Annotated in this window: 22 protein-coding genes, 3 tRNA genes, 3 rRNA genes and 1 riboswitch; of the genes, 7 read left to right on the plus strand and 21 right to left on the minus strand. The window is 42.0% G+C overall.

The features are described 5' to 3' along the window. Window positions 1-291: 291 nt before the first annotated feature. Window positions 292-852, plus strand: coding sequence for an SRPBCC family protein (locus CIK86_RS10850; RefSeq protein WP_086996928.1), 561 nt, complete (start codon window positions 292-294; stop codon window positions 850-852). Further along, complete coding sequence (locus CIK86_RS10855; protein WP_086996925.1) at window positions 821-1,708, plus strand: TIGR03899 family protein; 888 nt, start codon at window positions 821-823, stop codon at window positions 1,706-1,708. The genes CIK86_RS10850 and CIK86_RS10855 overlap by 32 nt, the downstream gene beginning before the upstream one ends. 36 nt (window positions 1,709-1,744) lie before the next feature. Here CIK86_RS10855 and CIK86_RS10860 read toward each other — a convergent pair whose 3' ends face one another. From CIK86_RS10860 to CIK86_RS10905, 10 genes are all read right to left on the minus strand, one after another. Beyond that, window positions 1,745-2,515 (minus strand): TIGR04219 family outer membrane beta-barrel protein, encoded by a 771-nt coding sequence (locus tag CIK86_RS10860; protein ID WP_086996921.1) that lies wholly within the window; start codon window positions 2,513-2,515, stop codon window positions 1,745-1,747. Between the two features lie 3 nt (window positions 2,516-2,518). Next, the gene (locus tag CIK86_RS10865) at window positions 2,519-3,505 is read right to left on the minus strand and encodes a DUF2333 family protein (protein WP_011327207.1); all 987 of its coding nucleotides are present in this window, start codon (window positions 3,503-3,505) and stop codon (window positions 2,519-2,521) included. An 8-nt stretch (window positions 3,506-3,513) separates the two neighbouring features. Next, entirely contained in the window at window positions 3,514-4,023 is a 510-nt protein-coding gene (locus CIK86_RS10870; RefSeq protein WP_086996934.1) for a copper chaperone PCu(A)C, read from the minus strand. Window positions 4,024-4,101: 78 nt separating this feature from the next. Then, a complete protein-coding gene (locus CIK86_RS10875) occupies window positions 4,102-4,428 on the minus strand; it encodes a hypothetical protein (protein ID WP_086996918.1) in 327 nt (108 codons plus the stop codon). Window positions 4,429-4,464: 36 nt separating this feature from the next. Then, a complete protein-coding gene (locus tag CIK86_RS10880) occupies window positions 4,465-4,671 on the minus strand; it encodes a PspC domain-containing protein (RefSeq protein ID WP_086996915.1) in 207 nt (68 codons plus the stop codon). Window positions 4,672-4,681: 10 nt separating this feature from the next. Beyond that, a complete protein-coding gene (locus tag CIK86_RS10885; RefSeq protein ID WP_086996912.1) occupies window positions 4,682-5,362 on the minus strand; it encodes a PspA/IM30 family protein in 681 nt (226 codons plus the stop codon). 253 nt (window positions 5,363-5,615) lie between these two features. After that, window positions 5,616-6,584, minus strand: coding sequence for a tRNA dihydrouridine(20/20a) synthase DusA (gene dusA, locus CIK86_RS10890; RefSeq protein WP_086996908.1), 969 nt, complete (start codon window positions 6,582-6,584; stop codon window positions 5,616-5,618). A gap of 312 nt (window positions 6,585-6,896) precedes the next feature. Continuing rightward, window positions 6,897-7,011: ribosomal RNA gene (gene rrf, locus CIK86_RS10895) — 5S ribosomal RNA — on the minus strand. Window positions 7,012-7,225: 214 nt separating this feature from the next. After that, window positions 7,226-10,114 (minus strand): 23S ribosomal RNA (locus CIK86_RS10900). 299 nt (window positions 10,115-10,413) lie between these two features. Beyond that, window positions 10,414-11,949 (minus strand): 16S ribosomal RNA (locus CIK86_RS10905). The 16S, 23S and 5S rRNA genes sit together here, the layout of an rRNA operon. Window positions 11,950-13,004: 1,055 nt before the next feature. On the opposite strand from CIK86_RS10905, the gene CIK86_RS10910 reads away from it, so the two are divergent. From CIK86_RS10910 to CIK86_RS10920, 3 genes are all read left to right on the plus strand, one after another. Then, the gene (locus CIK86_RS10910; protein ID WP_086997379.1) at window positions 13,005-13,442 is read left to right on the plus strand and encodes a transcriptional repressor; all 438 of its coding nucleotides are present in this window, start codon (window positions 13,005-13,007) and stop codon (window positions 13,440-13,442) included. Window positions 13,443-13,519: 77 nt separating this feature from the next. Next, entirely contained in the window at window positions 13,520-13,987 is a 468-nt protein-coding gene (locus CIK86_RS10915; protein WP_086997382.1) for a chemotaxis protein CheX, read from the plus strand. Further along, window positions 13,984-14,412, plus strand: a complete 429-nt coding sequence (locus CIK86_RS10920; RefSeq protein WP_086997386.1) for a secondary thiamine-phosphate synthase enzyme YjbQ — start codon at window positions 13,984-13,986, stop codon at window positions 14,410-14,412. The genes CIK86_RS10915 and CIK86_RS10920 overlap by 4 nt, the downstream gene beginning before the upstream one ends. A gap of 287 nt (window positions 14,413-14,699) precedes the next feature. On the opposite strand, the gene CIK86_RS10925 is transcribed toward CIK86_RS10920, so the two are convergent. The 4 genes from CIK86_RS10925 to orn form a co-directional block, all read right to left on the minus strand. Next, window positions 14,700-14,775: transfer RNA gene (locus CIK86_RS10925), tRNA-Gly, on the minus strand. Window positions 14,776-14,890: 115 nt separating this feature from the next. Next, window positions 14,891-14,966 (minus strand) — tRNA-Gly (locus CIK86_RS10930). A 205-nt stretch (window positions 14,967-15,171) separates the two neighbouring features. After that, window positions 15,172-15,247 (minus strand) — tRNA-Gly (locus tag CIK86_RS10935). Between the two features lie 175 nt (window positions 15,248-15,422). Beyond that, window positions 15,423-15,968: an oligoribonuclease gene (gene orn / locus CIK86_RS10940; RefSeq protein WP_058372577.1), complete on the minus strand. Its 546-nt coding sequence runs from the start codon at window positions 15,966-15,968 to the stop codon at window positions 15,423-15,425. Between the two features lie 121 nt (window positions 15,969-16,089). Between orn and rsgA the strand changes: the two genes are divergently transcribed. Beyond that, the gene (gene rsgA / locus CIK86_RS10945; RefSeq protein ID WP_011327196.1) at window positions 16,090-17,148 is read left to right on the plus strand and encodes a small ribosomal subunit biogenesis GTPase RsgA; all 1,059 of its coding nucleotides are present in this window, start codon (window positions 16,090-16,092) and stop codon (window positions 17,146-17,148) included. Window positions 17,149-17,163: 15 nt separating this feature from the next. Then, window positions 17,164-18,030 carry an archaetidylserine decarboxylase gene (asd, locus tag CIK86_RS10950; protein ID WP_041454339.1) on the plus strand — a complete coding sequence of 289 codons (867 nt, stop codon included), beginning with the start codon at window positions 17,164-17,166 and terminating at the stop codon, window positions 18,028-18,030. Window positions 18,031-18,207: 177 nt separating this feature from the next. Here the strand turns inward: asd and CIK86_RS10955 are convergent, their stop codons facing one another. The 7 genes from CIK86_RS10955 to CIK86_RS10985 all read right to left on the minus strand — a co-directional run bounded on the left by CIK86_RS10955 (window position 18,208) and on the right by CIK86_RS10985 (window position 25,402). Continuing rightward, window positions 18,208-18,954 (minus strand): HesA/MoeB/ThiF family protein, encoded by a 747-nt coding sequence (locus tag CIK86_RS10955; protein WP_086993126.1) that lies wholly within the window; start codon window positions 18,952-18,954, stop codon window positions 18,208-18,210. Between the two features lie 22 nt (window positions 18,955-18,976). Beyond that, window positions 18,977-20,503, minus strand: a complete 1,527-nt coding sequence (thiE, locus tag CIK86_RS10960; RefSeq protein ID WP_086993124.1) for a thiamine phosphate synthase — start codon at window positions 20,501-20,503, stop codon at window positions 18,977-18,979. Window positions 20,504-20,514: 11 nt separating this feature from the next. Then, window positions 20,515-21,306 (minus strand): thiazole synthase, encoded by a 792-nt coding sequence (locus tag CIK86_RS10965; RefSeq protein ID WP_086993123.1) that lies wholly within the window; start codon window positions 21,304-21,306, stop codon window positions 20,515-20,517. A 5-nt stretch (window positions 21,307-21,311) separates the two neighbouring features. Then, window positions 21,312-21,506, minus strand: a complete 195-nt coding sequence (gene thiS / locus CIK86_RS10970; protein WP_011327191.1) for a sulfur carrier protein ThiS — start codon at window positions 21,504-21,506, stop codon at window positions 21,312-21,314. Between the two features lie 7 nt (window positions 21,507-21,513). Continuing rightward, window positions 21,514-22,515, minus strand: a complete 1,002-nt coding sequence (locus tag CIK86_RS10975) for an FAD-dependent oxidoreductase (protein WP_086993122.1) — start codon at window positions 22,513-22,515, stop codon at window positions 21,514-21,516. Between the two features lie 88 nt (window positions 22,516-22,603). After that, window positions 22,604-24,556, minus strand: a complete 1,953-nt coding sequence (thiC, locus tag CIK86_RS10980) for a phosphomethylpyrimidine synthase ThiC (RefSeq protein WP_058372571.1) — start codon at window positions 24,554-24,556, stop codon at window positions 22,604-22,606. Window positions 24,557-24,728: 172 nt separating this feature from the next. Then, window positions 24,729-24,841: riboswitch (TPP riboswitch) on the minus strand. A 162-nt stretch (window positions 24,842-25,003) separates the two neighbouring features. Then, entirely contained in the window at window positions 25,004-25,402 is a 399-nt protein-coding gene (locus CIK86_RS10985; RefSeq protein WP_041454338.1) for an META domain-containing protein, read from the minus strand. Between the last annotated feature and the right edge of the window lie 46 nt (window positions 25,403-25,448).

A 25,448-nucleotide genomic window follows, 5' to 3' on the forward strand; every position in this document is an offset into this window, starting at 1 on the left:
GTTTAATAACAAAAGGCGCAAATTATACCCTATACCAACCTACCTTGATAGAGCACTACTTTGCTGTGCCGCGCGGTTTTAAAGTGAAGTTTCGTTATTTTTTAATACTTATACACCTAAATTAACTATTACTTTTTATAGGTTGTGGCTAAATATCTAGCTCAATTAAAAAATAGTTGCTATAAAATTAACCTCGAAAGTTAAGCACACCCGAGTTAATATGCTAAATTAATAATAAGTTATGAGTTTGTAACCTAATTTATCTGAGGTTTTTTTATTAAAATATTAAAAATGTTAGTGCAGCTTTTATTAGTTTTACTCTTACTTTTTATCGTTATTGGCCTATTACTACCCCAGAGCTATAACGTAACAAAGAGTATTAATATTAATGCCAATACGCACATAGTAAAACCCTTAATCACTGACTTTTCGCAGTGGCATAAATGGTCGCCTTGGAAGAAGCTGGATCCCTCTGTAGAATTTTCCTTAGGTGAGCCAAGCACAGGGGTTGGTGCTCATCAATCATGGCAAAGTAAATGGGGCGCAGGTGAAATGACCACCACAGCGTTAAGTGCAAACAAAATGGTGTTGAATATTTTATTTGCTCAAGAACACATTATTGCCGCTAATGTAATATTTACGCAAAATGCAAAAACGGTCACGGTTACTTTTCAAATTACGGGGCAAGCCACGCTACCTTTAGTTTCTGGGTATGTGGCTGTGCTTAGTGAGCACATTTTAAGTAACGCAGTATCACTGGGGCTCAATAATTTAAAAACAGTAGCGCAGCTAAGTGATGCACAAACAATAATGGAAAGTCATGGCAGTCAAAACCGCACAAGCAAGAGTTAATCTCGCTAATACCATAGAGTCGTTACTGGGTTATCCTATTATTAAAGTAGGCAATAATGAGGCATCCCATAATAATGAGCAAAGTTATGGCCCCCAAGGCAAGGTTAAACCGCTATATCGCATTAATAGCGACAATACCGTTTTAGCTAGAGCACAAAAAAGACAAGACTTACTGCTCATTAAACAACAGCAAAATATAGAAACAATTTTAGCTATGGCAATGGATTTTTGTCCTGACGTAGCCAGTAGTAAACAACCCGATGCCGATTGGGTAGAACACTTTGTAGCACTATGTGGTGATACCTCAAATCAATCTATGCAGTCACTTTGGGCAAAAATACTCACCGGTGAAACGCTTAACCCGGGGACTTTCTCAATAAAAAGTTTGCAAACACTTAAGCATATGACCCAGCGCGAAGCTGACTCTCTACAAAAGTGTGTATCCCTCTCTGGTTATAATGAAAAAGACGATAGCCACTTTATTTTACTGGGGTTTTATAAAAAACCATCACTATTTGATTTGTTACGTAAGGGCAATAAAGTATCTTTAAATCTAGGAAAAACAGGGATTAGCTTTCCTGATATATTAACTTTAATGGATTTAAATTTACTATATCGAAAAGAGATTGAGTCTGCGGTACTAAAAACTGGGCAAGAACTTACGTTATCGTTTTTATCACAAAAAGTAACGTTAAAAGCAAAAAATAGCGATTTAGTATTGAGTTATTATAAGTTTACGCAAACAGGTGATGAGCTATCTAAACTCATTAACTACCCGGTAAATAAAGTGTATAAGCAGTTACTTAATAGTGCACTTGAGAGTGAATTTGAACTAGCGTGGCATACTACTAAGTAGCAAAACCACGCTATATACTATTAATTAGCAGTGTAATTAAAAGTGTACTTGAATGCCCGCAAATGGACCCGATGCATCAATATTAGTGTTAATATCATCAACATCGTCTAGCTCTAATGTCATTGAGCGGTAACCTGCTTTAACAGCAACATCTATTGCTAGGTTATCAATAAATTCCCATGCAATACCCATTTGGTAATCTTGAACTTTGCTATCGTCAATTGCTACAAAGCTGCCCTCAAAAAACACGCTTAAACCGGTAAAAGGTAAGCCTGCTTCAGCGCGGCCGTAAACCAATGGTACAAAGCCTGAAAACTCAACAGTTTCAGTATAATCAGCGCCACCTTGTTGCGTAGTACCTTTAACTAAAATCTCACCATCAAACTGCTTAGCGTTAACACCCAAATCGATAGAGATTAAGTCGTTATCAAAAATTTCGTAATAAAATGTGTAATCAATGTGAGTTAAGTCACTTACTGAATTAACCGTAGTACCTACAACGTAATCTGAACCATTAAAAGAAAATGTTTTATCCAGACGTGTAGAGCCGGTAAGCTCAAGCTCTGTGTATCTTAATTTAATATTAGGTACTAATGGCACTGGATGCTCAAGTGCAGCGTAGTAGCTTACGAAGGTTTCATCGTCAAAATTAAAATCTTGTGGTGCATTTCCTTTATAAGAAAAGCTTCCTTCGTTATCCGCTTTCCAGCCATCAACACCTACATACAAGCCTAATAAGGTATCAGCTTGCGCTGCAGGCGCTAAACATGCCATTGAAAGGGCTGCTGCTAAACAATACTTTTTCATTTTCTATCCTTGTGTCAATAATTCGCTAAGTTCAATAAGAGCCGCATTGGCTCTAGATATATAATTTGCCATAACCAGTGAATGGTTTGCTACATAACCAAAACCATTCCCATTTAATATCATTGGGCTCCATACTGTTTCTTGAGTTGCCTCAAGCTCTCGTATAATTTGCTGCACACTTACGCGTGCATTCTTTTTCTCAAGTACATCGGCAAAGTCATATTCTACCGCTTGTAAGAAATGCAATAAAGCCCAAGTAGCACCGCGCGACTCATAAAATACATCATCAATGTCTAACCATGGCGTTTTTGCTTGCTGTTGTAATGGAGAAAAAGTGGCTTGTGTATTTGATGTATTACCCGCTAAATCAGTGTTTACTTTATCTTGGCCTACACTAGCGCTTAAACGCTGACTCAAACTACCTAAACGCTTTTCAGCTTCTTTTAGCCAACTGCGCAAGTTATCGGCGCGAGCATAGAATTGACTGTCACGCTCATGGTCATTCGCTATTTGAGTACGATATACCAATAAGTAATCAATGCCTTTTTGGTACTCACCTTCAGCGCTTGGCCACGCCCACGCTTCAGAGCTAATATTAAACTGCGGCTGTGCTTTTTTTAGAGCTTCGTGTTCAGTTGATTGCGATTGCGAACGGCTAAAATCTTTACGCATAGAAAGGGCTAAATCACGCACCATTTCGAGTGCGCCATATTCCCACGCAGGCATATCGTCCATTATTATACTTGGCGGCAAAACATCATTTGATAAATAACCGCCTGGCTTTTCGAGTAACGTACTTGCTACCGTTATTAATGTTGATGTTGTTGTATAACCAATAACAAATTGCTCATTACGTTGCTGCGCTTGCTGCTTTGCTTTTTCTACCACATTAAAACGAGCAGGCTCCGTACTCCAATAAACAGCTATTGCGTAAAAAATAATTAGTAATATAGCTAATGCAGCAACTATTTTCCCTTTATGTTGTGACATTGATCCTCCTAATGATGAGTATGTTGTTTTGATGCTTGTGATTGTTCTGCTTGTGATGCAAGCGATACCACCTGAGCATTGGTAAATACACGGTTGCCATCACTAAAATATAGTGTGAGTTTGCGTTGTTGGCCTACTTTTAACGGTTCTTGTGGTTCAAAAATCATTAAATGATAGCCACCAGGCTTAAAATCGATTTGTTGATGGGCGTTAATTGTTAACGATTCAACTTTTTGCATTTTCATCATGCCATCTACGTGCGAGTGCTCATGAATTTCAACGCGACCTAAGCCATCAATAGTTGCTTTAGTCAACGTAGCCACAGTATCACTATGATTTATAATACTTAAATAACCTACACTTGAAGTTGTGGCAGGTAAAAACTCCCTTACTTGTGCATTACTAACTTTAATAATAGCAACATCCGCATCGTGATCATGCCCTGAATGTGCCATCGATGATGATGAAAAAAGACTTAAAACCGACACCAAAACAATTGAAATACACTGTTTAATCACCACTCTAATCCTTGTTAAAACATAATGCTAAGTATCAAATTTAACATAGTTCAGTTGCAATAGTCAGTTAATTTGGAGTTAAGATGCTACTTTTTTGTTATCAGCTACTAACCAGCAAAGTACCGCAATAAATAGTAACGGCCAAGCAATCATCAGCGATCCAAATAAAAATGCCAATACAGTTCCGACTAATGCAACTGCTGCTGCGCCAACTAATCCGATCGTTATTAGTACTGTAACAGCTACAAAAATAATAATAGCCGCTAAAACTCCTATTAGCTCAAGCCCAGTCCAACTTGTATCTGCAATCCAAAGCGGTAATTGCCAAGTATCAAAGTGCACCGCAGAGACAACATCAGTAAAAAATAGTAAATAAACAATTATACATACGGCTAACGCTTTCATTTAGCTCTCCTTAATTCAATCTAAATGTAAATTAGCTTAAATTGCTTTTTCTTCTAGGCAGCAATGCGCAATAAAATAACCTAGTGCAATTGCAAACGGAAAACTCAAAAATAATAAAATAGTGACAAGTCGTGTTGACCACACAGGTAAATCTAATCGCTGCGCTAAACCACTGCACACACCAGATATTTTTTTATCAAGTGGATCTTTGTACCAACCACGTTTGCTGTTAAAACTATTCATAATTATCTCCTTAAGCACTCTGTTTTAAGTTAGTTTTTAAATCAGCTTTTAAGCGAGCTAATTCTGCATCTACTTGTTCGTTTTTCACCAAAGCGTCTATTTGTGCAGCTATAGTATTTTCTGAATCAGTAAGCTCGTACGCTTCTACCTGTGCTTCAATACCTTCTACGCGCTGCTCTACTTTCTCAAATCGAGAGAGTGCATGTGCAACTTTTTCACTTTGTAATTGGCTATTTATTTGCCCCCTTGCAGCCACTATATTGTGCCGCTGTACTAACTGTGTTTGCTTGGCTTTAGCCTCGGCTATTCTTTGTTGCAAACGCTGACAATCCGCTGTCATTTTAGTTATTGATTGCTGCAGCGTTTCTAGTTGCAGCTGCTTTGCTACAACTGTGTTACTAATGGTTTGTTTTTCAAGCAAAGCTGATTTTGCTAAATCATCTCGACCTCTCCCTATTGCTAGCTCAGCTTTATCCTGCCAATATACTAAATTGTTATTTTTATTTTCAATTTGACGTTTAAGTGTTTTTTCTTCGCACAACAAAGCCGCTGTCGTAATGCGACACTCAGTAAGTGCATCTTGCATCTCGCTGAGCATTAAATTAAGTAATTTTTCTGGATCTTCTGCCTTGTCTAATATCGACACTATATTTGCTTGAACAATATCGGTTACGCGATTAAATATTCCCATGAGATTCTCCTGTTAACTTTTTAAGTGATTACACAAATTAGATTCCAAGAGTTATGCCAAGTAATAATATAAACAGTAAAACACATTAAATTCAGAAGCTTAAACTTATAATTTATAAATTAAAGTTACTTTTAACTGAATATGATTAAGTGTAATTAGCCAATAAACTAAACTTTTGACTATTTTTTAGGATCAAAAAAGCCATCCGAAGATGGCTGTATTTATTCATTTATTAAATTATTCACTTAGCTGATTATTCAGGTACAAAACTCAAAGCTTTATCCATTACCGATAAGTCGGCTTGTTTTCCATGGCCATTTTCAGACAGATGACGCCTAAATCCACGGGCACCAGGCTGCCCCTGAAAAATCCCCAGCATATGACGAGCAACATGCCAAAAGTTAGCCCCTAAGCGCATTTCGTCTTCAATATAACTATACATAGAGCGCACGACATCATGACGAGATTGCGTGTTAGCGATATCACCATAAATCTTTTCATCCACTTCATTGAGTATAAATGGGTTGCTATACGCTTCTCTACCAATCATCACACCATCAATATGCTGTAAATGCTCTAAACTTTGTTCAATTGTTTTAACACCACCATTAAGACTTAAATCGAGTTGTGGATAATCTTTTTTCAACTGATAAACACGTGGATAATCAAGCGGCGGTACCTCTCGGTTTTCTTTAGGGCTTAACCCCTTTAACCAAGCTTTACGAGCATGAATAATAAAATCATCACAACCAACATTATGCGACGCTTCTATAAGTGCACACAAAAACTCATACGAGTCTTGCTCATCAATACCAATGCGCGTTTTAACCGTAACAGGTATATTTACTTCTGCTTTCATTGCCGCCACACAGTCAGCAACCAATTGCGGTTCACCCATTAAACAAGCACCGAAACGACCATTCTGCACGCGATCTGACGGGCAACCTACGTTTAAGTTAATTTCGTCATAACCACGCTCACCCGCAAGCTTTGCACATTGTGCAAGAGCCTGTGGATCAGAGCCACCCAGCTGCAATGCAACAGGCCCTTCGTGTTGATTAAAGTGTAGGTAGTCGCCTAGGCCAAACAAAATAGCACCCGTGGTGATCATTTCCGTGTACAACACTGTATGCTTAGTCATTTTACGATGAAAAGTACGACAATGACGATCAGTCCAATCAAGCATTGGGGCTACAGAAAAGCGTCTATCGAGTGGTTTCATTGGTACACCGTGCTATATAAGTTTAAGTACATTTCGTTCAATTTAAATATCTCTTTTTTGCTTATTTACACACATTTAGATCTATTATTAATAAATAACTACACCGTAGGGAACAATCAAAAGGGGTGTTTTAGAATATAAAATCAGGCGTATCTGCGCTAAATTCAAACATTATTATATCAGAATAAGCAAAAAATATAGATACCATTTATATTGAAAACGTCAGCGTTCAAAGTTCAGCCACCCACATTTCAATTTTCTGCAGACGTAAAAAAGCCCGACTATTTCTAGTCGGGCTTTCTACAATTTGGAGCCTGGCAATGTCCTACTTTCACATAGCAAATGCTACACTATCATCGGCGCTGTTTCGTTTCACTACTGAGTTCGGCATGGGGTCAGGTGGGTCCAAAACGCTATGGTTACCAAGCAAATTAGGGCGTTAATTCGTATCACTACAAATTAACTGAATTTGGAAAATATCTGATAATATTTTTTAAGTCTTTGCGTAAATATCTACTTTAGCAATATTAACTTCTTGCTTGAACTGTCACATAAAAATCTGTCTGGAACAGATTTTAACGCACGTAGTGCGGCTTTAGTAATTTACATGGACGTAAATTATAAAACGCGTTTGGCGTTGTATGGTTAAGCCTCACGGGTAATTAGTACAAGTTAGCTTAATGCCTCACAGCACTTCCACATCTTGCCTATCAACGTTGTAGTCTCCAACGGCCCTTCAGAGAGCTTATAGCTCTAGTGAGAAATCATCTCGAGGCCTGCTTCGCGCTTAGATGCTTTCAGCGCTTATCAGTTCCGAACGTAGCTACCGGGCAATGCCATTGGCATGACAACCCGAACACCAGCGGTTCGTTCACTCCGGTCCTCTCGTACTAGGAGCAACCCCTCTCAATTCTCAAACGCCCACGGCAGATAGGGACCGAACTGTCTCACGACGTTCTAAACCCAGCTCGCGTACCACTTTAAATGGCGAACAGCCATACCCTTGGGACCGACTTCAGCCCCAGGATGTGATGAGCCGACATCGAGGTGCCAAACACCGCCGTCGATATGAACTCTTGGGCGGTATCAGCCTGTTATCCCCGGAGTACCTTTTATCCGTTGAGCGATGGCCCTTCCATTCAGAACCACCGGATCACTATGACCTACTTTCGTACCTGCTCGACGTGTCTGTCTCGCAGTTAAGCTGGCTTCTACCATTACACTAACCGTACGATGTCCGACCGTACTTAGCCAACCTTCGTGCTCCTCCGTTACTCTTTAGGAGGAGACCGCCCCAGTCAAACTACCCACCAGGCACTGTCCGTAACCCCGATTCAGGGGCCAACGTTAGAACATCAAAACTACAAGGGTGGTATTTCAAGGTTGACTCCAACAAAACTAGCGTCTCATCTTCAAAGTCTCCCACCTATCCTACACATGTAGGTTCAATGTTCAGTGCCAAGCTGTAGTAAAGGTTCACGGGGTCTTTCCGTCTAGCCGCGGGTACACAGCATCTTCACTGCGATTTCAATTTCACTGAGTCTCGGGTGGAGACAGCGTGGCCATGGTTACACCATTCGTGCAGGTCGGAACTTACCCGACAAGGAATTTCGCTACCTTAGGACCGTTATAGTTACGGCCGCCGTTTACCGGGGCTTCGATCAAGAGCTTCTCCCTAAGGATAACCCCATCAATTAACCTTCCGGCACCGGGCAGGTGTCACACCGTATACGTCATCTTGCGATTTTGCACAGTGCTGTGTTTTTAATAAACAGTCCCAGCCACCTGGTCACTGCGGCTCCCGTCCGCTTAGAGAGCAAGTCTCATCACAGATAGGAGCGTACCTTCTCCCGAAGTTACGGTACGATTTTGCCTAGTTCCTTCACCCGAGTTCTCTCAAGCGCCTTAGTATTCTCTACCTGACCACCTGTGTCGGTTTGGGGTACGATTCCATATAATCTGAAGCTTAGAGGCTTTTCCTGGAAGTATGGCATCAGCAACTTCATCACCGTGGTGACTCGTCTCGTGTCTCAGGTTTAGTGTTCGTCCGGATTTACCTAAACAAACGCCCTACTCACTTTCACATGGACTACCAACGCCATGCTTGCTTAGCCTGCTCCGTCCCCCCATCGCAATTATATCGAGTACAGAAATATTAATCTGTTTCCCATCGACTACGCCTTTCGGCCTCGCCTTAGGGGTCGACTTACCCTACCCTGATTAACATGGGATAGGAACCCTTGGTCTTCCGGCGTGGGAGTTTTTCACTCCCATTATCGTTACTCATGTCAGCATTCGCACTTCTGATACCTCCAGCAACCCTCCCGGGTCACCTTCAACGGCTTACAGAACGCTCCCCTACCACTCATCCTAAGATGAATCCGCAGCTTCGGTGCATAGTTTAGCCCCGTTACATCTTCCGCGCAGACCGACTCGACCAGTGAGCTATTACGCTTTCTTTAAAGGATGGCTGCTTCTAAGCCAACCTCCTGGCTGTCTGGGCCTTTCCACATCGTTTCCCACTTAACTATGACTTTGGGACCTTAGCTGGCGGTCTGGGTTGTTTCCCTCTTCACGACGGACGTTAGCACCCGCCGTGTGTCTCCCGGATATTACTTTACGGTATTCGGAGTTTGCAAAGGGTTGGTAAGTCGGGATGACCCCCTAGCCTTAACAGTGCTCTACCCCCGTAAGTATTCGTCCGAGGCTCTACCTAAATAGATTTCGGGGAGAACCAGCTATCTCCCGGTTTGATTAGCCTTTCACTCCTAACCACAAGTCATCCCCTAACTTTTCAACGTTAGTGGGTTCGGTCCTCCAGTTGATGTTACTCAACCTTCAACCTGCTCATGGCTAGATCACCGGGTTTCGGGTCTATACCTTGCAACTATTCGCCCAGTTAAGACTCGGTTTCCCTACGGCTACCCTAATCGGTTAACCTCGCTACAAAATATAAGTCGCTGACCCATTATACAAAAGGTACGCAGTCACCCAACAAGTGGGCTCCTACTGCTTGTACGTACACGGTTTCAGGTTCTATTTCACTCCCCTCACAGGGGTTCTTTTCGCCTTTCCCTCACGGTACTGGTTCACTATCGGTCAGTTGGGAGTATTTAGCCTTAGATGATGGTCCACCTATATTCAGTCAAAGTTTCACGTGCTCCGACCTACTCGATTTCACTTAAAATGTCTTTTCATGTACGGGACTATCACCCTGTATCGTGGCGCTTTCCAGCAGCCTTCCATTAACACATAATAAGCTTAAGGGCTGTTCCGATTTCGCTCGCCGCTACTTTCGGAATCTCGGTTGATTTCTTTTCCTACGGGTACTTAGATGTTTCAGTTCTCCGCGTTCGCCTCGTTAACCTATGTATTCAGTTAACGATACCTGCAAGCAGGTGGGTTTCCCCATTCGGAAATCCTAGTCTCAAGTGCTTTTTACTAGCTTGACTAGGCTTATCGCAAGTTAATACGTCCTTCATCGCCTCCAACTGCCAAGGCATCCACCGTGTACGCTTAGTCACTTAACCATACAACCCAAACGGGTCTTTGTTGTGTGACAGTTTAACTTCGCCAGAAGTCAATATTGAATACTAAAGTAGATACCAATCAATCAACTCAAAGAGTTAATTAAATGGCACTGAATGGTACTGCTACCATTCTTTTTTTACTTTTGAAAACTCTTGATAAATAACAATGTTATTCATCAGAATTTTATTATCAGCTTTTCCAAATTTTTAAAGAGCATATTAATTAGTTATCCCGAAGGACAAGCACTAATTAACAATCATCTGTGTGGACACTACGAACAAATAAGTTCTAAATCGTATAAGGAGGTGATCCAGCCCCAGGTTCCCCTAGGGCTACCTTGTTACGACTTCACCCCAGTCATGAATCACTCCGTGGTAAACGTCCTCCCGAGGGTTAGACTATCTACTTCTGGAGCAACCCACTCCCATGGTGTGACGGGCGGTGTGTACAAGGCCCGGGAACGTATTCACCGCGTCATTCTGATACGCGATTACTAGCGATTCCGACTTCATGGAGTCGAGTTGCAGACTCCAATCCGGACTACGACGCACTTTAAGTGATTCGCTTACTCTCGCGAGTTCGCAGCACTCTGTATGCGCCATTGTAGCACGTGTGTAGCCCTACACGTAAGGGCCATGATGACTTGACGTCGTCCCCACCTTCCTCCGGTTTATCACCGGCAGTCTCCTTAGAGTTCTCAGCATTACCTGCTAGCAACTAAGGATAGGGGTTGCGCTCGTTGCGGGACTTAACCCAACATCTCACAACACGAGCTGACGACAGCCATGCAGCACCTGTATCAGAGTTCCCGAAGGCACCAAACCATCTCTGGTAAGTTCTCTGTATGTCAAGTGTAGGTAAGGTTCTTCGCGTTGCATCGAATTAAACCACATGCTCCACCGCTTGTGCGGGCCCCCGTCAATTCATTTGAGTTTTAACCTTGCGGCCGTACTCCCCAGGCGGTCTACTTAATGCGTTAGCTTTGAAAAACAGAACCGAGGCTCCGAGCTTCTAGTAGACATCGTTTACGGCGTGGACTACCGGGGTATCTAATCCCGTTTGCTCCCCACGCTTTCGTACATGAGCGTCAGTGTTGACCCAGGTGGCTGCCTTCGCCATCGGTATTCCTTCAGATCTCTACGCATTTCACCGCTACACCTGAAATTCTACCACCCTCTATCACACTCTAGTTTGCCAGTTCGAAATGCAGTTCCCAGGTTGAGCCCGGGGCTTTCACATCTCGCTTAACAAACCGCCTGCGTACGCTTTACGCCCAGTAATTCCGATTAACGCTCGCACCCTCCGTATTACCGCGGCTGCTGGCACGGAGTTAGCCGGTGCTTCTTCTGTCAGTAACGTCACAGCTAGCAGGTATTAACTACTAACCTTTCCTCCTGACTGAAAGTGCTTTACAACCCGAAGGCCTTCTTCACACACGCGGCATGGCTGCATCAGGCTTGCGCCCATTGTGCAATATTCCCCACTGCTGCCTCCCGTAGGAGTCTGGGCCGTGTCTCAGTCCCAGTGTGGCTGATCATCCTCTCAAACCAGCTAGGGATCGTCGCCTTGGTGAGCCATTACCTCACCAACTAGCTAATCCCACTTGGGCCAATCTAAAGGCGAGAGCCGAAGCCCCCTTTGGTCCGTAGACATTATGCGGTATTAGCAGTCGTTTCCAACTGTTGTCCCCCACCTCAAGGCATGTTCCCAAGCATTACTCACCCGTCCGCCGCTCGTCAGCAAAGTAGCAAGCTACTTTCTGTTACCGCTCGACTTGCATGTGTTAGGCCTGCCGCCAGCGTTCAATCTGAGCCATGATCAAACTCTTCAATTAAAAAGTTTTATGTCTTTCGACAGCTCAATGAATTCTGAATTTATTTTAATATCTTTCGATATTGAATTGACTGTGCTGCAATTCTTTTCTTAAGTAAATCTAAGTAAGTTATTGCTGTTGGTCACTCAGCTTCTCTTTCGAGAAAACACATTGAGACTCTAAATTTTGTGTCTTACTACCTAAGTAGTTCGACTGTTAGAACTCAATCTGTACGAGTGCCCACACAGATGATTGCTTTATATTGTTAAAGAACGTTGCGACAATAAAGTAAAACCTTATCTCGCTAGGGCTGCGCATATTACGCTTTCCTATTTTTTTGTCAACACTTAAATGTAAACTTTATAAAAATCTAAATTTAAGTTTTACTCGACTCACTGATTGACTCTTGCCTCGCTAAGCGTTGCTGTCTGCCGTCTCAGTGGGGTCGCATTATAGGACGCAGCCAGTTTTACGCAAGCGTTTTTTAAAGAAAACTTAAAATAAAACGCTGTTCGTTTGATATTTAAACCAAACGATTAAAAACAATACTAAGCCATCTGTATTTTGGGTAATTCGACTTGGTTTTATATTCTTAGCTGGTATTGAGCAGTGCATAATTTAAGCACTACTCGATTGTTTGGTTAAATAAAGTGTGCTTATTACGCTACGCATATTAAGCATGCACAAATAGTAAACAAAACTAAAAGTCATGCAATTCTTTATAACTAATAACCTGAGTAATTAGAAATTAGAGAAAGCCAATGTACTTTTAATGTAGTTTAAAACTAATGGCCTTCATTATTTTACTATATAGTACTGAGGCTACTACATAGGTATTATTTACTTGCTCATTTACTACAAGCAAATATCCAAACAAGCGTTATCGCTTATTAATGGAAAATAGCGACACTATATAATAAGTACTGCCCTCCCTAAAACCAAACTCGCTACTATTAATTTAACCTCTAAAGATAAACACGCCTTAGTGAATAGCTTTAACAAACGCGTTTAATTTAAACACTGCAACTTAAATACAGTGTGATATTATATCAAGGTAGCATAAGGATAAGAGAACGATGAATATAGAATCACTCGTAAGTAAAGCAAAACAAGTATGTGACAACCGTGGTGCGCGATTTACACCTATCCGTGAAAAGGTGTTTCGTTTACTTGCAAGTGCGCAAGGTGGTGTGGGCGCGTATGATTTGCTCGAGCAATTAAAAGTAACAGAAACTGGCGCTAAACCTGCCACGATATATCGTGCATTAGATTTTTTGGCTGAGCTTGGTTTTATTCATAAAATTGAAAGCACCAATGCATTTATGTTGTGCCATCATTTTGATCATATTCATCCTGTACAGTTATTAATTTGCGATACCTGTGGATTTGTTAAAGAACTGCATTCAACCGTTATTTCGCATGAGCTAAATAGTTTAGCTGCGGAAGGTGGGTTTGTTGTATCGGCGCAAACAATAGAAGCACATGGAAGGTGTGGGTCTTGTAGAGCATTGTAACCCCCAAAGTTAGCCTTAGTAGTTATCTTCATAATATTATATAGCTATTTTTTAGCACCAATTTAAGAGTAATTTATATGAATGTAGAGTTCATCAACCCTTTTTTATCTTCTTTAATCAATGTATTAAGTACAATGGCTCAAACACAATTAAAGCCAGGTAAGCCACGCATTAAAACCGACGAGAAAGCCTGTGGCGATGTATCAGGCCTGATCGGAATGGTTGGTCCGCAAACACGGGGTTCTTTTTCAATAACTTTTGATGAGCAGTTAGCACTAACTATTATGGAGCGCATGCTTGGCGAGCGTCCAGATAGTATTAATGATGAAGTAACCGACATGGTAGGCGAAATTACTAACATGGTTACAGGCGGCGCTAAAAACTTATTGGGTCAAAAAGGTTTCGACTTTGATATGGCAACTCCTATTGTTGTATCTGGTAAAGACCATACTATTACCCATAAAAGCCAAGGTAAAAAAATACTCATGCCATTTACCTGCGATGCGGGTAACGCCAATATTGAAGTGAGTTTCGATAAGTTATGAGTTGGCAACAAAAAGCCATAACTTTAAAGCCTCGTATCCGAGGCTTTCATTTAATTGATGATGAAATACTCACTCAAATCCCCGAACTCACAAATTACAAGGTGGGTTTACTGCACTTATTTATCCAACACACTTCAGCTAGCCTAACCATTAATGAAAATGCCGATCCTACTGTACGCATGGACATGGAAAGCCACTTTAATGAATTTGTTCCACAGTGCCAACCCTATTATCGTCACGATTATGAAGGTGACGACGACATGCCAGCCCATATAAAAACCAGTATTTTAGGCTGTGAGTTAAGCATCCCTATTACAAATGGCTATTTAGCTCTAGGTACATGGCAAGGTGTTTATTTAGGTGAACATCGAGACAGCGGTGGTTCTAGGCGGATTCTAGCAACCATTCAGGGCGAGTTGTTTTAATAAGTCGCCTGTTCAGCACTTAAACTTCACTCCCAACGCACACCCATTAATTACCACAGTAAAAACACATCACTTTATTGGTAAATAACTTGCCCTTCGCGAGTAATTATCATTGCTAATTACTAAAGGCTTTAACGCAATTTTTATCGAATGGATAGCGAGAAACCAAGTGCTCTTTAGTCGCTGGGTAGTTCACTGCATATGAAATCAGATAGAGAAAGATTGTATTTAAAATAAGAAATTTTTATGGCTTTTTGTTTGGGATATTTTTGATAGATATAAAAGATTGGAGCGGTACACGAGGCTCGAACTCGTGACCTCGACCTTGGCAAGGTCGCGCTCTACCAACTGAGCTAGTACCGCATTTTTATTTCTTTAGTTATTTTACGTTGGTGCGCGACAGGTCGCGTTCAACATTCTAGCAACTGAACTAGTACCGCATTTTTATTCAACACTGCAATTTCTTTTGGTTAGAAATTGGAGCGGCACACGAGGCTCGAACTCGTGACCTCGACCTTGGCAAGGTCGCGCTCTACCAACTGAGCTAGTGCCGCATTTTTATTTCTTTAGTTATTTTACGTTGGTGCGCGACAAGTCGCGTTCAACATTCTAGCAACTGAGCTAGTGCCGCATTATAAAGTAGTCAGTAATTCGTCCGTTGGTGCGCGACAGGTCGCGTTCAACATTCTAGCAACTGAGCTAGTACCGCATTTTTACTTCTAGTTATATAAATAACTTCAATTTCTTTTAGTTAGAAATTGGAGCGGCACACGAGGCTCGAACTCGTGACCTCGACCTTGGCAAGGTCGCGCTCTACCAACTGAGCTAGTGCCGCATTATAAAGTAGTCAGTAGTTCGTCTGTTGCTGAGCGACAAGTCGCGTTCAACATTCTAGCAACTGAGCTAGTATTGCTTTATATTTAAACAACTCAAACACACTAACCCCGCGTGGGTTATCGTCTTGAGCGGGGCAGGATTCTACAATAATACAGTGTGTTTGCAAGTGTTTTTTATAAATTAAAGAATTTTTCTCTATAGACCTTTAATTCCATAATCGAATCTTTAATGTCGTCTAGCGCAAGATGTGAGCCTTTTTTATTCACTTGTGCAAGTACCTCTGGTTTCCAGCGACGCGCGAGCTCTTTAATTGTGCTTACATCTAGATTACGATAGTGAAAAAAGTCTTCCAATTCGCGCATATATTTATTCATAAAGCGACGATCTTGCCCTATGGAGTTACCACACATCGGTGATGCACCTGCAGGTACCCATTGTTTTAAAAAGGCTATTGTTTGCTCAACCGCATAGGCTTCGTCGTAAGTACTTGCCTTGCAGCGTGCTGTTAAACCCGATTTTCCATGCTGAGTGGTGCACCACTCATCCATACTATCAAGTAACTCATTACTTTGATGAATGGCAATAGTTGGTCCTTCAGCTAATATATTCAAATCAGCATCAGTGACAACGGTCGCAATTTCGAGTATTTTATCGGTCTCTGGTTCGAGTCCGGTCATTTCAAGATCGAGCCAAATTAAGTTTGATTTATTAATATTCATAATTACCTAAGCGGTGCTTTCCTTTAGATCCAGCGCATTTCGATATATCATATTAGCATCATACGTCGAGCTAAAGCATTTTTTAGCTAAGTCGACATTTAACTAAGGTTATAGGCCTCCTGTGGCAAAACAAAAAAAATTAAGTAAAGGCCAGTCTCGTCAGATCAAGGCTAATCATCAAAAGCGTATAAGCAGTGCCGATGCAAGGCCTGCTAAAAAAGGTGCGCAAGAATGGCAAACTGATAATTTAGGCCAAGTAGAAAGCGCTATTGTGATCAGTCGTTTTGGTCAACATGCCGATGTGGAAGTTGAAAGCGGCGAAGTACTACGCTGTAATATACGCCGCACTGTGTCTAATTTAGTGTGTGGGGATGAAGTACTGTTTCGTCGCGCTAAAGTAAGCGAAGGCGATTTAGCTGGTGTAATTGAAGCAACGCAAGAGCGTCGCTCACAACTTACTCGCCCTGATTTTTACGACGGTGTAAAAGTAATAGCTGCTAATATTGACCAAATATTAATGGTGTCAGCAGTATTACCCGAATTTACCCCAAGTATTATCGACCGTTATTTAATAGCCTGCGAAGATATGGGTATAGAGCCTATTTTAGTACTAAATAAAATAGATTTAATCGATGCGCAAGGTCTTAGTGAAATACAAAAAGTACTCGATGTATACCGCAAGCTCGACTACAAAGTTTTATTGGTTAGTAATATAAGTACCGATGGCATTGACGAATTAAAAGATGTACTCGTTGGAAAAAACAATATTTTTGTTGGTCAAAGTGGCGTAGGTAAATCTACTTTAGTTAATACCGTACTTCCAGATGCTGAAATTCTAACTAAAGAAGTTTCTGAAAACAGTGGTTTAGGCCAACATACCACCACGGTATCTCGCCTACATCATTTACCAAGCGGCGGTAACTTAATAGATTCACCAGGTATACGTGAATTTGGTTTATGGCACTTAGAAGTTGATCGTGTAACTTGGTGCTTTAAAGAATTTAGAGAATTTATAGGCGGGTGTCGATTTAGAGACTGTAAACATTTAAACGATCCGGGCTGTATAATTAAAGAAGCCGTAGCTGATGGCAAAATTTCGCAATTGCGCTTTGACAGCTACCACAGAATTTTAGAAACAATGGCCGATGGCCGTGCAGGCTCTCGCGCGCCTCGCGTATAATTTAGGAAACAACCAGTGAGTTTAGATAAATTTAAAATCGCAATGCAGTACGCAATGCCAAAACACTTTATTTCACGCGTAGTAGGAAAACTAGCCGCTGCTAAAGCGGGTGTGTTAACAACCACGTTAATTAAACTGTTTATTAAGCAATACAAAGTAGATATGAGTGAAGCTAAACACCCAGATCCTGCTCATTATGAAAGCTTTAACGAGTTTTTCACCCGTCCGTTAAAAGATGGCGCACGCCCAATAGTTGCAGACAGCGACATTATTATTCATCCAGTAGATGGCGCAATTAGCCAATTAGGCGATATTGTTGACGGCCAACTAATTCAAGCTAAAGGTCACGATTACAGCCTACAAGCACTACTTGGTGGTAATAAAGACGATACAACCCCATTTTTAGGCGGTAAGTTTGCAACTATTTATTTAGCGCCAAAAGACTACCACCGTATTCATATGCCAATTGATGGCACATTAAGTAAAATGATTTACGTACCAGGCGATTTATTTTCAGTAAATCCGCTGACTGCGCAAAACGTGCCTAACTTGTTTGCACGTAACGAACGTGTGGTTGCTATTTTTGAAACTGAAATAGGCCCACTTGCTATGGTACTGGTTGGCGCAACTATTGTTGCCAGCATTGAAACTATTTGGGCGGGTACAGTAACACCACCAGCTGGTAGCGATGTATTTAGCTGGAACTACCCAACCAAGGGCGAAAACGCTATTAGCCTTAAAAAAGGTGAAGAAATGGGCCGCTTTAAACTTGGCTCTACCGTGGTACTTGCTTGGGGCGACGACAAAGCGGATATTCTTGATGATCAACTTCCTGAAACAGTGACCCGCTTAGGCACCCCGTTTGCCAAAATTGATGATTAAGATATAGATATCGATATCAGGTAAAAAAAAACCCGCGTTTATGGTAATAAACGCGGGGTTTTTATTTTTCAGTGAGTTTATAAATTCAATCGCGGTGGAAAATAACTCGCCTACAGTTTGCTTAAATACCGAGTTTGGCTGATCTCTGCCTGATACCTAACACCTGAAACCCTGGCTTTACCTACACTCCTTACAGTCGATATCTTTCACCACTTTAAATTGTTGCTGCTGCAAAGTGAGTGCATTAATACTCATAAACACACAATCGCTAGAATGACCTAATAACATATTGAGTGTCAGCTGCGCCTGCATTGAGCCGATAATACCTAACAGCGGACTAATTACTCCGGCGTTATCACAATTGATAAGCGGCGCAATATCGCTTTGTGGAAAAATACAGCCATAACACGGGCTATTAGCATTTCTTAAGTCTAAGCTAATCAGCTGCCCTTTTGTTGCCAGTGCCGCACCGGAGATTAATGGGGTTTTATGCTGTACACAAAAGCGATTAACACTGTAACGAGTGGTAAAGTTATCACTGCAATCCAACACAATATCCGCATTATTGAGTAATGCTGCGCTATTATCTTGAGTAAGCTTTTCAGCGTGAGTAATTATAGTGATTTGGTTATTCAGACTTGCAAGCACTTTACCTGCTGCAACCACCTTTTTTTGCCCTAAGTGATTTACTTTATAAAGCACTTGGCGCTGTAAGTTCGAAAGCTCAACCGCATCATCATCAATTAAAATAAGCTTACCAATACCCGCAGCAGCTAAATACAGTAATGCGGGGCTGCCTAAGCCGCCCGCACCTACTACTGCAACACTTGCCGACTTAAGCTTTAACTGCCCTGCAAGTCCCACTTCTTTAAGCAATATATGGCGACTATAGCGCAGCATTTCTTTATCGCTAAGTTCATTCATTTGGCTATTAACCTGGCCCACTTTAATTTATTGCCGCTTGCAACGCACTTATTGCCTGCACATAATCATCGGCTTCGCTAATTGCACGTACCACAGCCACACTACCAACGCCTGTTTTAGCAACTTGGCTGGCGCGCTTTAAATCTATACCGCCAATTGCCACTGTTGGGTAGCTTTGCATCAAGGGGACAAATTTAAATAACTTTTCCAGTCCCTGTATTTGCCCTGTCATATCTTTGGTAGTGGTAGGATAAATAGCGCCAAATGCCAAATAACTTGGTCGGTAATTATGTGCGCGGAGCATTTCATAGAAGCCATGTGTAGAAAGCCCGAGCCTAAGCCCTGCATTTTTAATCGCCGCTAAATTAGTGCTTTCTAGATCTTGTTGGCCTAAATGCACACCATATGCACCATGCTTAATTGCAAGTTGCCAATAGTCGTTTATAAATACCTGCGCATTATATTGCTCCCCCAGTGCCACCGCTTTTGCCACTAATTCGTCAAGTTGTGCATCGTCTTTATTTTTAACTCGTAACTGCGCAGTTTTAACGCCTTGTTGTAAGCACTTTTCTAGCCAGTCAACACTATCAACCACTGCGTATAAACCTAATGATTTACTTTCGCAGGGTGCAAAATCTGCAGCCATATTAAAATCAAGCGGAACGTCAAAATCGAGTTCATCGCCTAACCAACTGCCCGCTTCTATTACTTGTGGGTAATCAGCTAAGTTGGTTGGAAATGAGGTTTGTGCTACTGGGCCAATTCCTTCTCCGTAGCGCACCGCTACTTTCAATCCTTGATTAATATAAGCTTTAGCTAAAATAAACGCATCTTTTAACGGGTAGTCTTTTGCTAAGCAAGCAGCAATAACCGAGGCCATACTGCAGCCTGTACCATGGTTATGTGGCGTTTGAATTTTTTCATTTCCCAGCCAGTATTCTTCGCCTTTTTGAGTGAAATTATTTATGCAGTAATCTATACAGTAGCCGCTTGGATAATCCCAATGTCCGCCTTTTATAACCACGGCTTTTGCGCCCCAGCTTAATAACTTATTGGCAGCTTCTTTTATTGCCGCGGGGCCAATTAAGTACACGCCAGTTAATAACTGAGTTTCGTGCGTATTTGGGGTTATTACATCCACCAGCGGCAATAAGCATTCTTTAATCGCACTAACTGTGTCTTCCTCTGTTAATAAATCGCCGCTAGTAGCAATAGCTACTGGGTCGTAAACAATAACAGGCGGCACTGGCCATTTAGCTTTGTAATGGCTTATATGTTCACTGATCAATTGAATTTGCTGCACATTTGCCAGCATGCCTATTTTAATTACTTTGGCTTTCATATCTTTTTCGAGCGCTAAAAGCTGCGATTCAATAATATCGGTTGATACGGCATTAATTGCCTCAACACCTAAACTATTTTGCGCAGTCAGTGCTGTAATAGCAGTGCATCCATGCACACCAAAACTTTGCATTGCTTTTATATCGGCTTGAATACCTGCGCCACCGCCCGAGTCTGAGCCGGCGATTGTCCATACTACGTTATTCATATTCGTCTCACTTATTCTTGATGCCAAAATGGCATACCCATAGTCGGGGTTGAAGGGGCTGCAACGTCTTTTTCAGGCATTGCTTTGGCGTTATATGCAAAACGTCCAGCCTCTACCGCGGCTTTAAATGCTCGGCTCATGGTTATAGGGCAACCCGCTCCGGCAATCGCCGAATTTAATAATACTGCATCATACCCTAGTTCAAGTGCTTGGCAGGCATGCGAGGGCAAACCTAAACCAGCATCCACTATTAACGTTGCCTCAGGTAAGCGCTCTCTGATTGTTTTTAAATTATAACTGTTTAACAAGCCTTTACCTGTACCAATGGGTGCACCCCATGGCATTAATACTTCACAGCCTAAAGCATTTAAACGCTGGCACAGCACTAAATCGTCTGTGCAATATGGCAGTACTTTAAAGCCATCGTCGATCAGTATTTTAGTTGCTTCTAACAGTGCAAACGGATCGGGCTGCAAGTTGTAATCGTCCCCTATCAGTTCAAGCTTAATCCAATCGGTAGCAAACACTTCACGGCACATTTTAGCAAGCGTAATGGCCTCTTTAACACTATGACACCCTGCTGTATTTGGTAAAATCTTAAGCCCAGTATTTTTTATTAACTGCCAAAAATCATCACCCGCAGCCGCACTTTGCTGACGCCTAAGCGACACCGTGACTATTTCAGCGCCCGATGCAACAATCGATTCATTCATCACTGCAGGCGACGGGTAAAGCGCCGAGCCTATTAGTAATCGGCTTTTTATTTGCTCACCATAAATAGTTAAATAGTCATTATTTAGCATAGCTGTTATCCGCCCTGAATCGGCGAGAGCAGCTCAATACTATCACCCTCAGTTAATTGATAATCGCTATGCTGGCTTTGCGGTATAAACTCACCATTAATCGCCACCGCAAATGGCGCAACACCACCAAAATCTTGCAAACAGTTAATGAGCTTATTACTGCTAATAGCTATTAACTCACCATTAATTGTTATGTTCATTTAATTTTCACTCTATGCATAAAAGGGCATTTGCCACTAAACTTGGCGCTAACATGTAACCATGACGATATAAGCCATTAATGCTAATAACTCGCCCAACGTGTGTTACTTGTGGGCGGTTATCGCAAAATGCCGGGCGTAATCCTGTTTGAATATTTAATAGCCGCGCTTCGGCAAAACCGCTGTGCACTGTATAAGCTGCCGAAAGTAACTCTAAAGCAGAGCGCACTGTGGCTGGGCCTGTATCTTGCGACTCTATTTCAGTCGCGCCAATTACGTATTCATTATTGGGTTTAGGCGCTATATAAATGGGGTAACGCGGATGCATTAAGCGCACGGGCCTCGTTAAACTCACCTCTGGCGCGTATAATCTAGCGACTTCTCCACGTACGCCCCGCAGAGGCTTATCATCTTTTGCGCCAAGCCCTCGGCAATCAATAATATAATCAAACTCTCGGTTATTAATTTTATTATCGTTAATCGTGACCCGTTGATTAAATACAAACTTTACTTTGCGCTTATTAAGTTGTGTAAAGCTGGCTTGATAAAATGCCTGATTATCTATTTGCCCGTCGCAGGGTAAAAATAATCCCTGACTAAAACGATTAGCAAGCTCAGGCTCTAACATTTCAATTTGCTGGGAGTTCACCGACTCCCCGGTATAATTAGCTAACGGTTTTAGCCGCTGAGCAAAGCTTAGTAAATCGCCTTTATCTTGCTGATGCGCGACAACTAATGTGCCCTGCTGTTGAAAAAAAACCTCACTATCAAGCTCATCAATAACCCCAGGCCAACGCTTTATAGAATCAAGTCCCATTAAAGCTAAATCAGCCTCGCACAATACCGACTCAGCAAGAGGAGCAAGCATAGCCGCAGCCACCTTGCCCGCACTGTTTTGGGTATGTTCATTATCAGCCTCAAATACAGTAACTCGGTGTTGCTTACTCAACTCAAGCGCCGCCAATCTACCGGTCAAACCAAACCCCACCACTGCAATATTGTAAAACATAAAAGTTCCTTTTAGCTGCGAGCTCTCACTACGAGCAGCAAGGTATTAAACTCCCCTCGCTGCTCGCAGCCCAATACCTTAAGCTGACTTATATCGCTTTATGATATATTTCTGATCCGGTTTTTTTAAACTCGTCCGATTTAGCTTTCATTTGTGCTTCTACATCAATCATTTTTATTGTAATCGTATCTGCAGCATTAGCAGGGTCAATGCCACGCGCTTCTAAATCTTTTGCATATTCGCGTACTTCTTGACTGATTTTCATTGAGCAAAACTTAGGGCCACACATAGAGCAAAAATGCGCTACTTTACCCGACTCTTGCGGGAGTGTTTCATCGTGATATTCGCGGGCACGTTCTGGGTCTAAACCAATATTAAATTGGTCATGCCATCTAAACTCAAAGCGCGCTTTTGACAGCGCATTATCACGCTCTTGCGCACCGGGATGGCCTTTAGCTAAATCGGCGGCATGGGCGGCAATTTTATAAGTAATTAAGCCTTCTTTTACGTCTTCCTTATTTGGCAAACCTAAATGCTCTTTAGGTGTTACGTAACACAGCATTGCACAGCCATACCACGCTATTTGGGCCGCACCTATACCCGAGGTAATATGGTCATACCCAGGTGCTATATCGGTAGTTAACGGGCCTAAAGTATAAAATGGTGCTTCGTCGCAATGTTTAAGCTGCTCATCCATATTGGCCTTAATCATGTGCATTGGCACATGTCCTGGGCCTTCTATAAATACTTGTACATCGTGTTTCCAGGCTAACTTTGTCAGCTCACCTAGAGTGCGTAGCTCGCTAAATTGAGCTTCGTCGTTGGCATCAGCAATCGAGCCTGGGCGAAGGCCATCGCCAAGCGAAAAACAAATATCGTATTGTTTTAAAATTTCGCAAATGTCTTCAAAGTGGGTATATAAAAAGTTTTCTTTATGATGCGCTAAACACCACTTTGCCATAATAGAGCCACCGCGCGATACAATACCGGTTACTCGTTTTGCGGTCATGGGTACGTAACGCAGTAGCACACCGGCATGAATAGTAAAGTAATCGACGCCTTGTTCAGCTTGCTCAATGAGCGTATCGCGAAAAATCTCCCAGGTTAAGTCCTCCGCTACACCGTTTACTTTTTCCAGTGCTTGGTAAATAGGAACTGTGCCAATAGGTACAGGCGAGTTACGTACTACCCATTCGCGAGTTTCATGAATATAACGCCCGGTTGATAAATCCATAACGGTATCGGCACCCCAGCGGGTAGACCACACCATTTTTTCTACTTCTTCTTCAATCGATGAGCTTACCGATGAATTACCAATATTAGCGTTTACTTTTACCAAAAAGTTACGCCCTACAATCATAGGTTCGGTTTCGGGGTGGTTAATATTGTTGGGTAATATAGCGCGGCCACGCGCAATTTCGTCGCGTACAAATTCAGGCGTAATAAAATCAGGAATACTGGCCCCAAACGACTCGCCTTTATGCTGCGCGGCTAATAATTCAGCATGAATTTTTTTGCGGCCCATGTTTTCGCGTATCGCTACGTATTCCATTTCAGGAGTAATAATGCCTTGGCGTGCGTAATGCATTTGCGTGACATTTTTACCCGCTTTACCGCGGCGTATTTTAGGTAAATGTTCAAAACGAAGATGATCAAGCCCTTCATCAGCCATACGTTGTTGCGTAAAGCGTGAAGTAACTGATTCAAGTAATTCGGTATCACCGCGACTTTCAATCCATTGTTCACGAAACTTTGCTAAGCCTTGGCGTACATCAAGCTCAAAGTTTGGATCGGTATACGGGCCTGATGTGTCGTAAACACGTAGCGGCTCGTTTGGCTCATACACTGGGTTTTCATCACTGCCGCCAATATAAGTATCGCTCAGGGTTATTTCACGCATTCCTACACGGATGTTGTTTTGCGTACCCTCAACATACACCTTATGCGAATTAGGAAACGGTTGTCCCGTTAAGTTATAAATATATTCAGATGCAGCGGCTCGCGTTTCACGACGCGATGATTTTTTTGCAGTATTCGACATGACTTACCTCATAGTTTATGGGTTGTCTTGTACGAAGAATTGAGAAGGCAAAATGCCTTATTGGATCGTAGATTGGTTAGGCAGTTTACTGTCATAGCCAATCTTGGCAGCCAACAGAACTTAATACCGGATGGTATAACTTGTACGCATAAAAAAAGACGCACAAGCGTCCTATTTTAGGCAGCTTGTTCCCTACGCAGGTATTAGCCTGATCAGGTTCACGGATCCCGCTTTCGCGATCTCAGCCTTAACTAATTATTTAGTTAGGCACTCCGACAAGTATTAATACCAATTATTAAATATACCTTTGCCACTTATAACTGCAGCTGCAATGCTAAGTTGCTTAGGTATCAAATTGGTATTTGTAATTTATTAATTTGCGAATAGTATCTAGCAAATCAGCGTTGAGTGTACGCCAGTTAAAAATCGCCTGCAAGAGGGCGTTTTTTATTTCGCAATAAATACAAATGTTTTCTCGCCCTGCATTACCAATTGCTGGTCTTGCATTTTAAGCTGCGCGCCTTGTTGCAGTGCGTGTAGTAACTGCTGCTCAAACTTATCAAGTTGTTGGCCACACGACTTACGGGTCATCCCTATTTTGTTAACTGTTAAGCTACTATCGTCCAGCTCACCTTCACCAAAAAATTTATTGCAGCCAGCAAAACCATTGACTTGCAGTGCTTCAATAAAACCCACCGACGCATTAAACGAAGGCGGAATAGCTAGGCCATCAATACGTGATAACTGCCATTGAGTATGTTTAAGCTGCTCTGAGGTAACCGTTTGCGTTGATGCACAACCAACACATAAACCGATTATAAGCATGGGTATTGCTGCTAATTTCATGTTATTACTAATTATTTGTCTAATTACTGTAATAATAACAATTTTT

The organism is Pseudoalteromonas sp. JB197 (genome assembly GCF_002332205.1).
Lineage (GTDB): Bacteria > Pseudomonadota > Gammaproteobacteria > Enterobacterales > Alteromonadaceae > Pseudoalteromonas > Pseudoalteromonas nigrifaciens.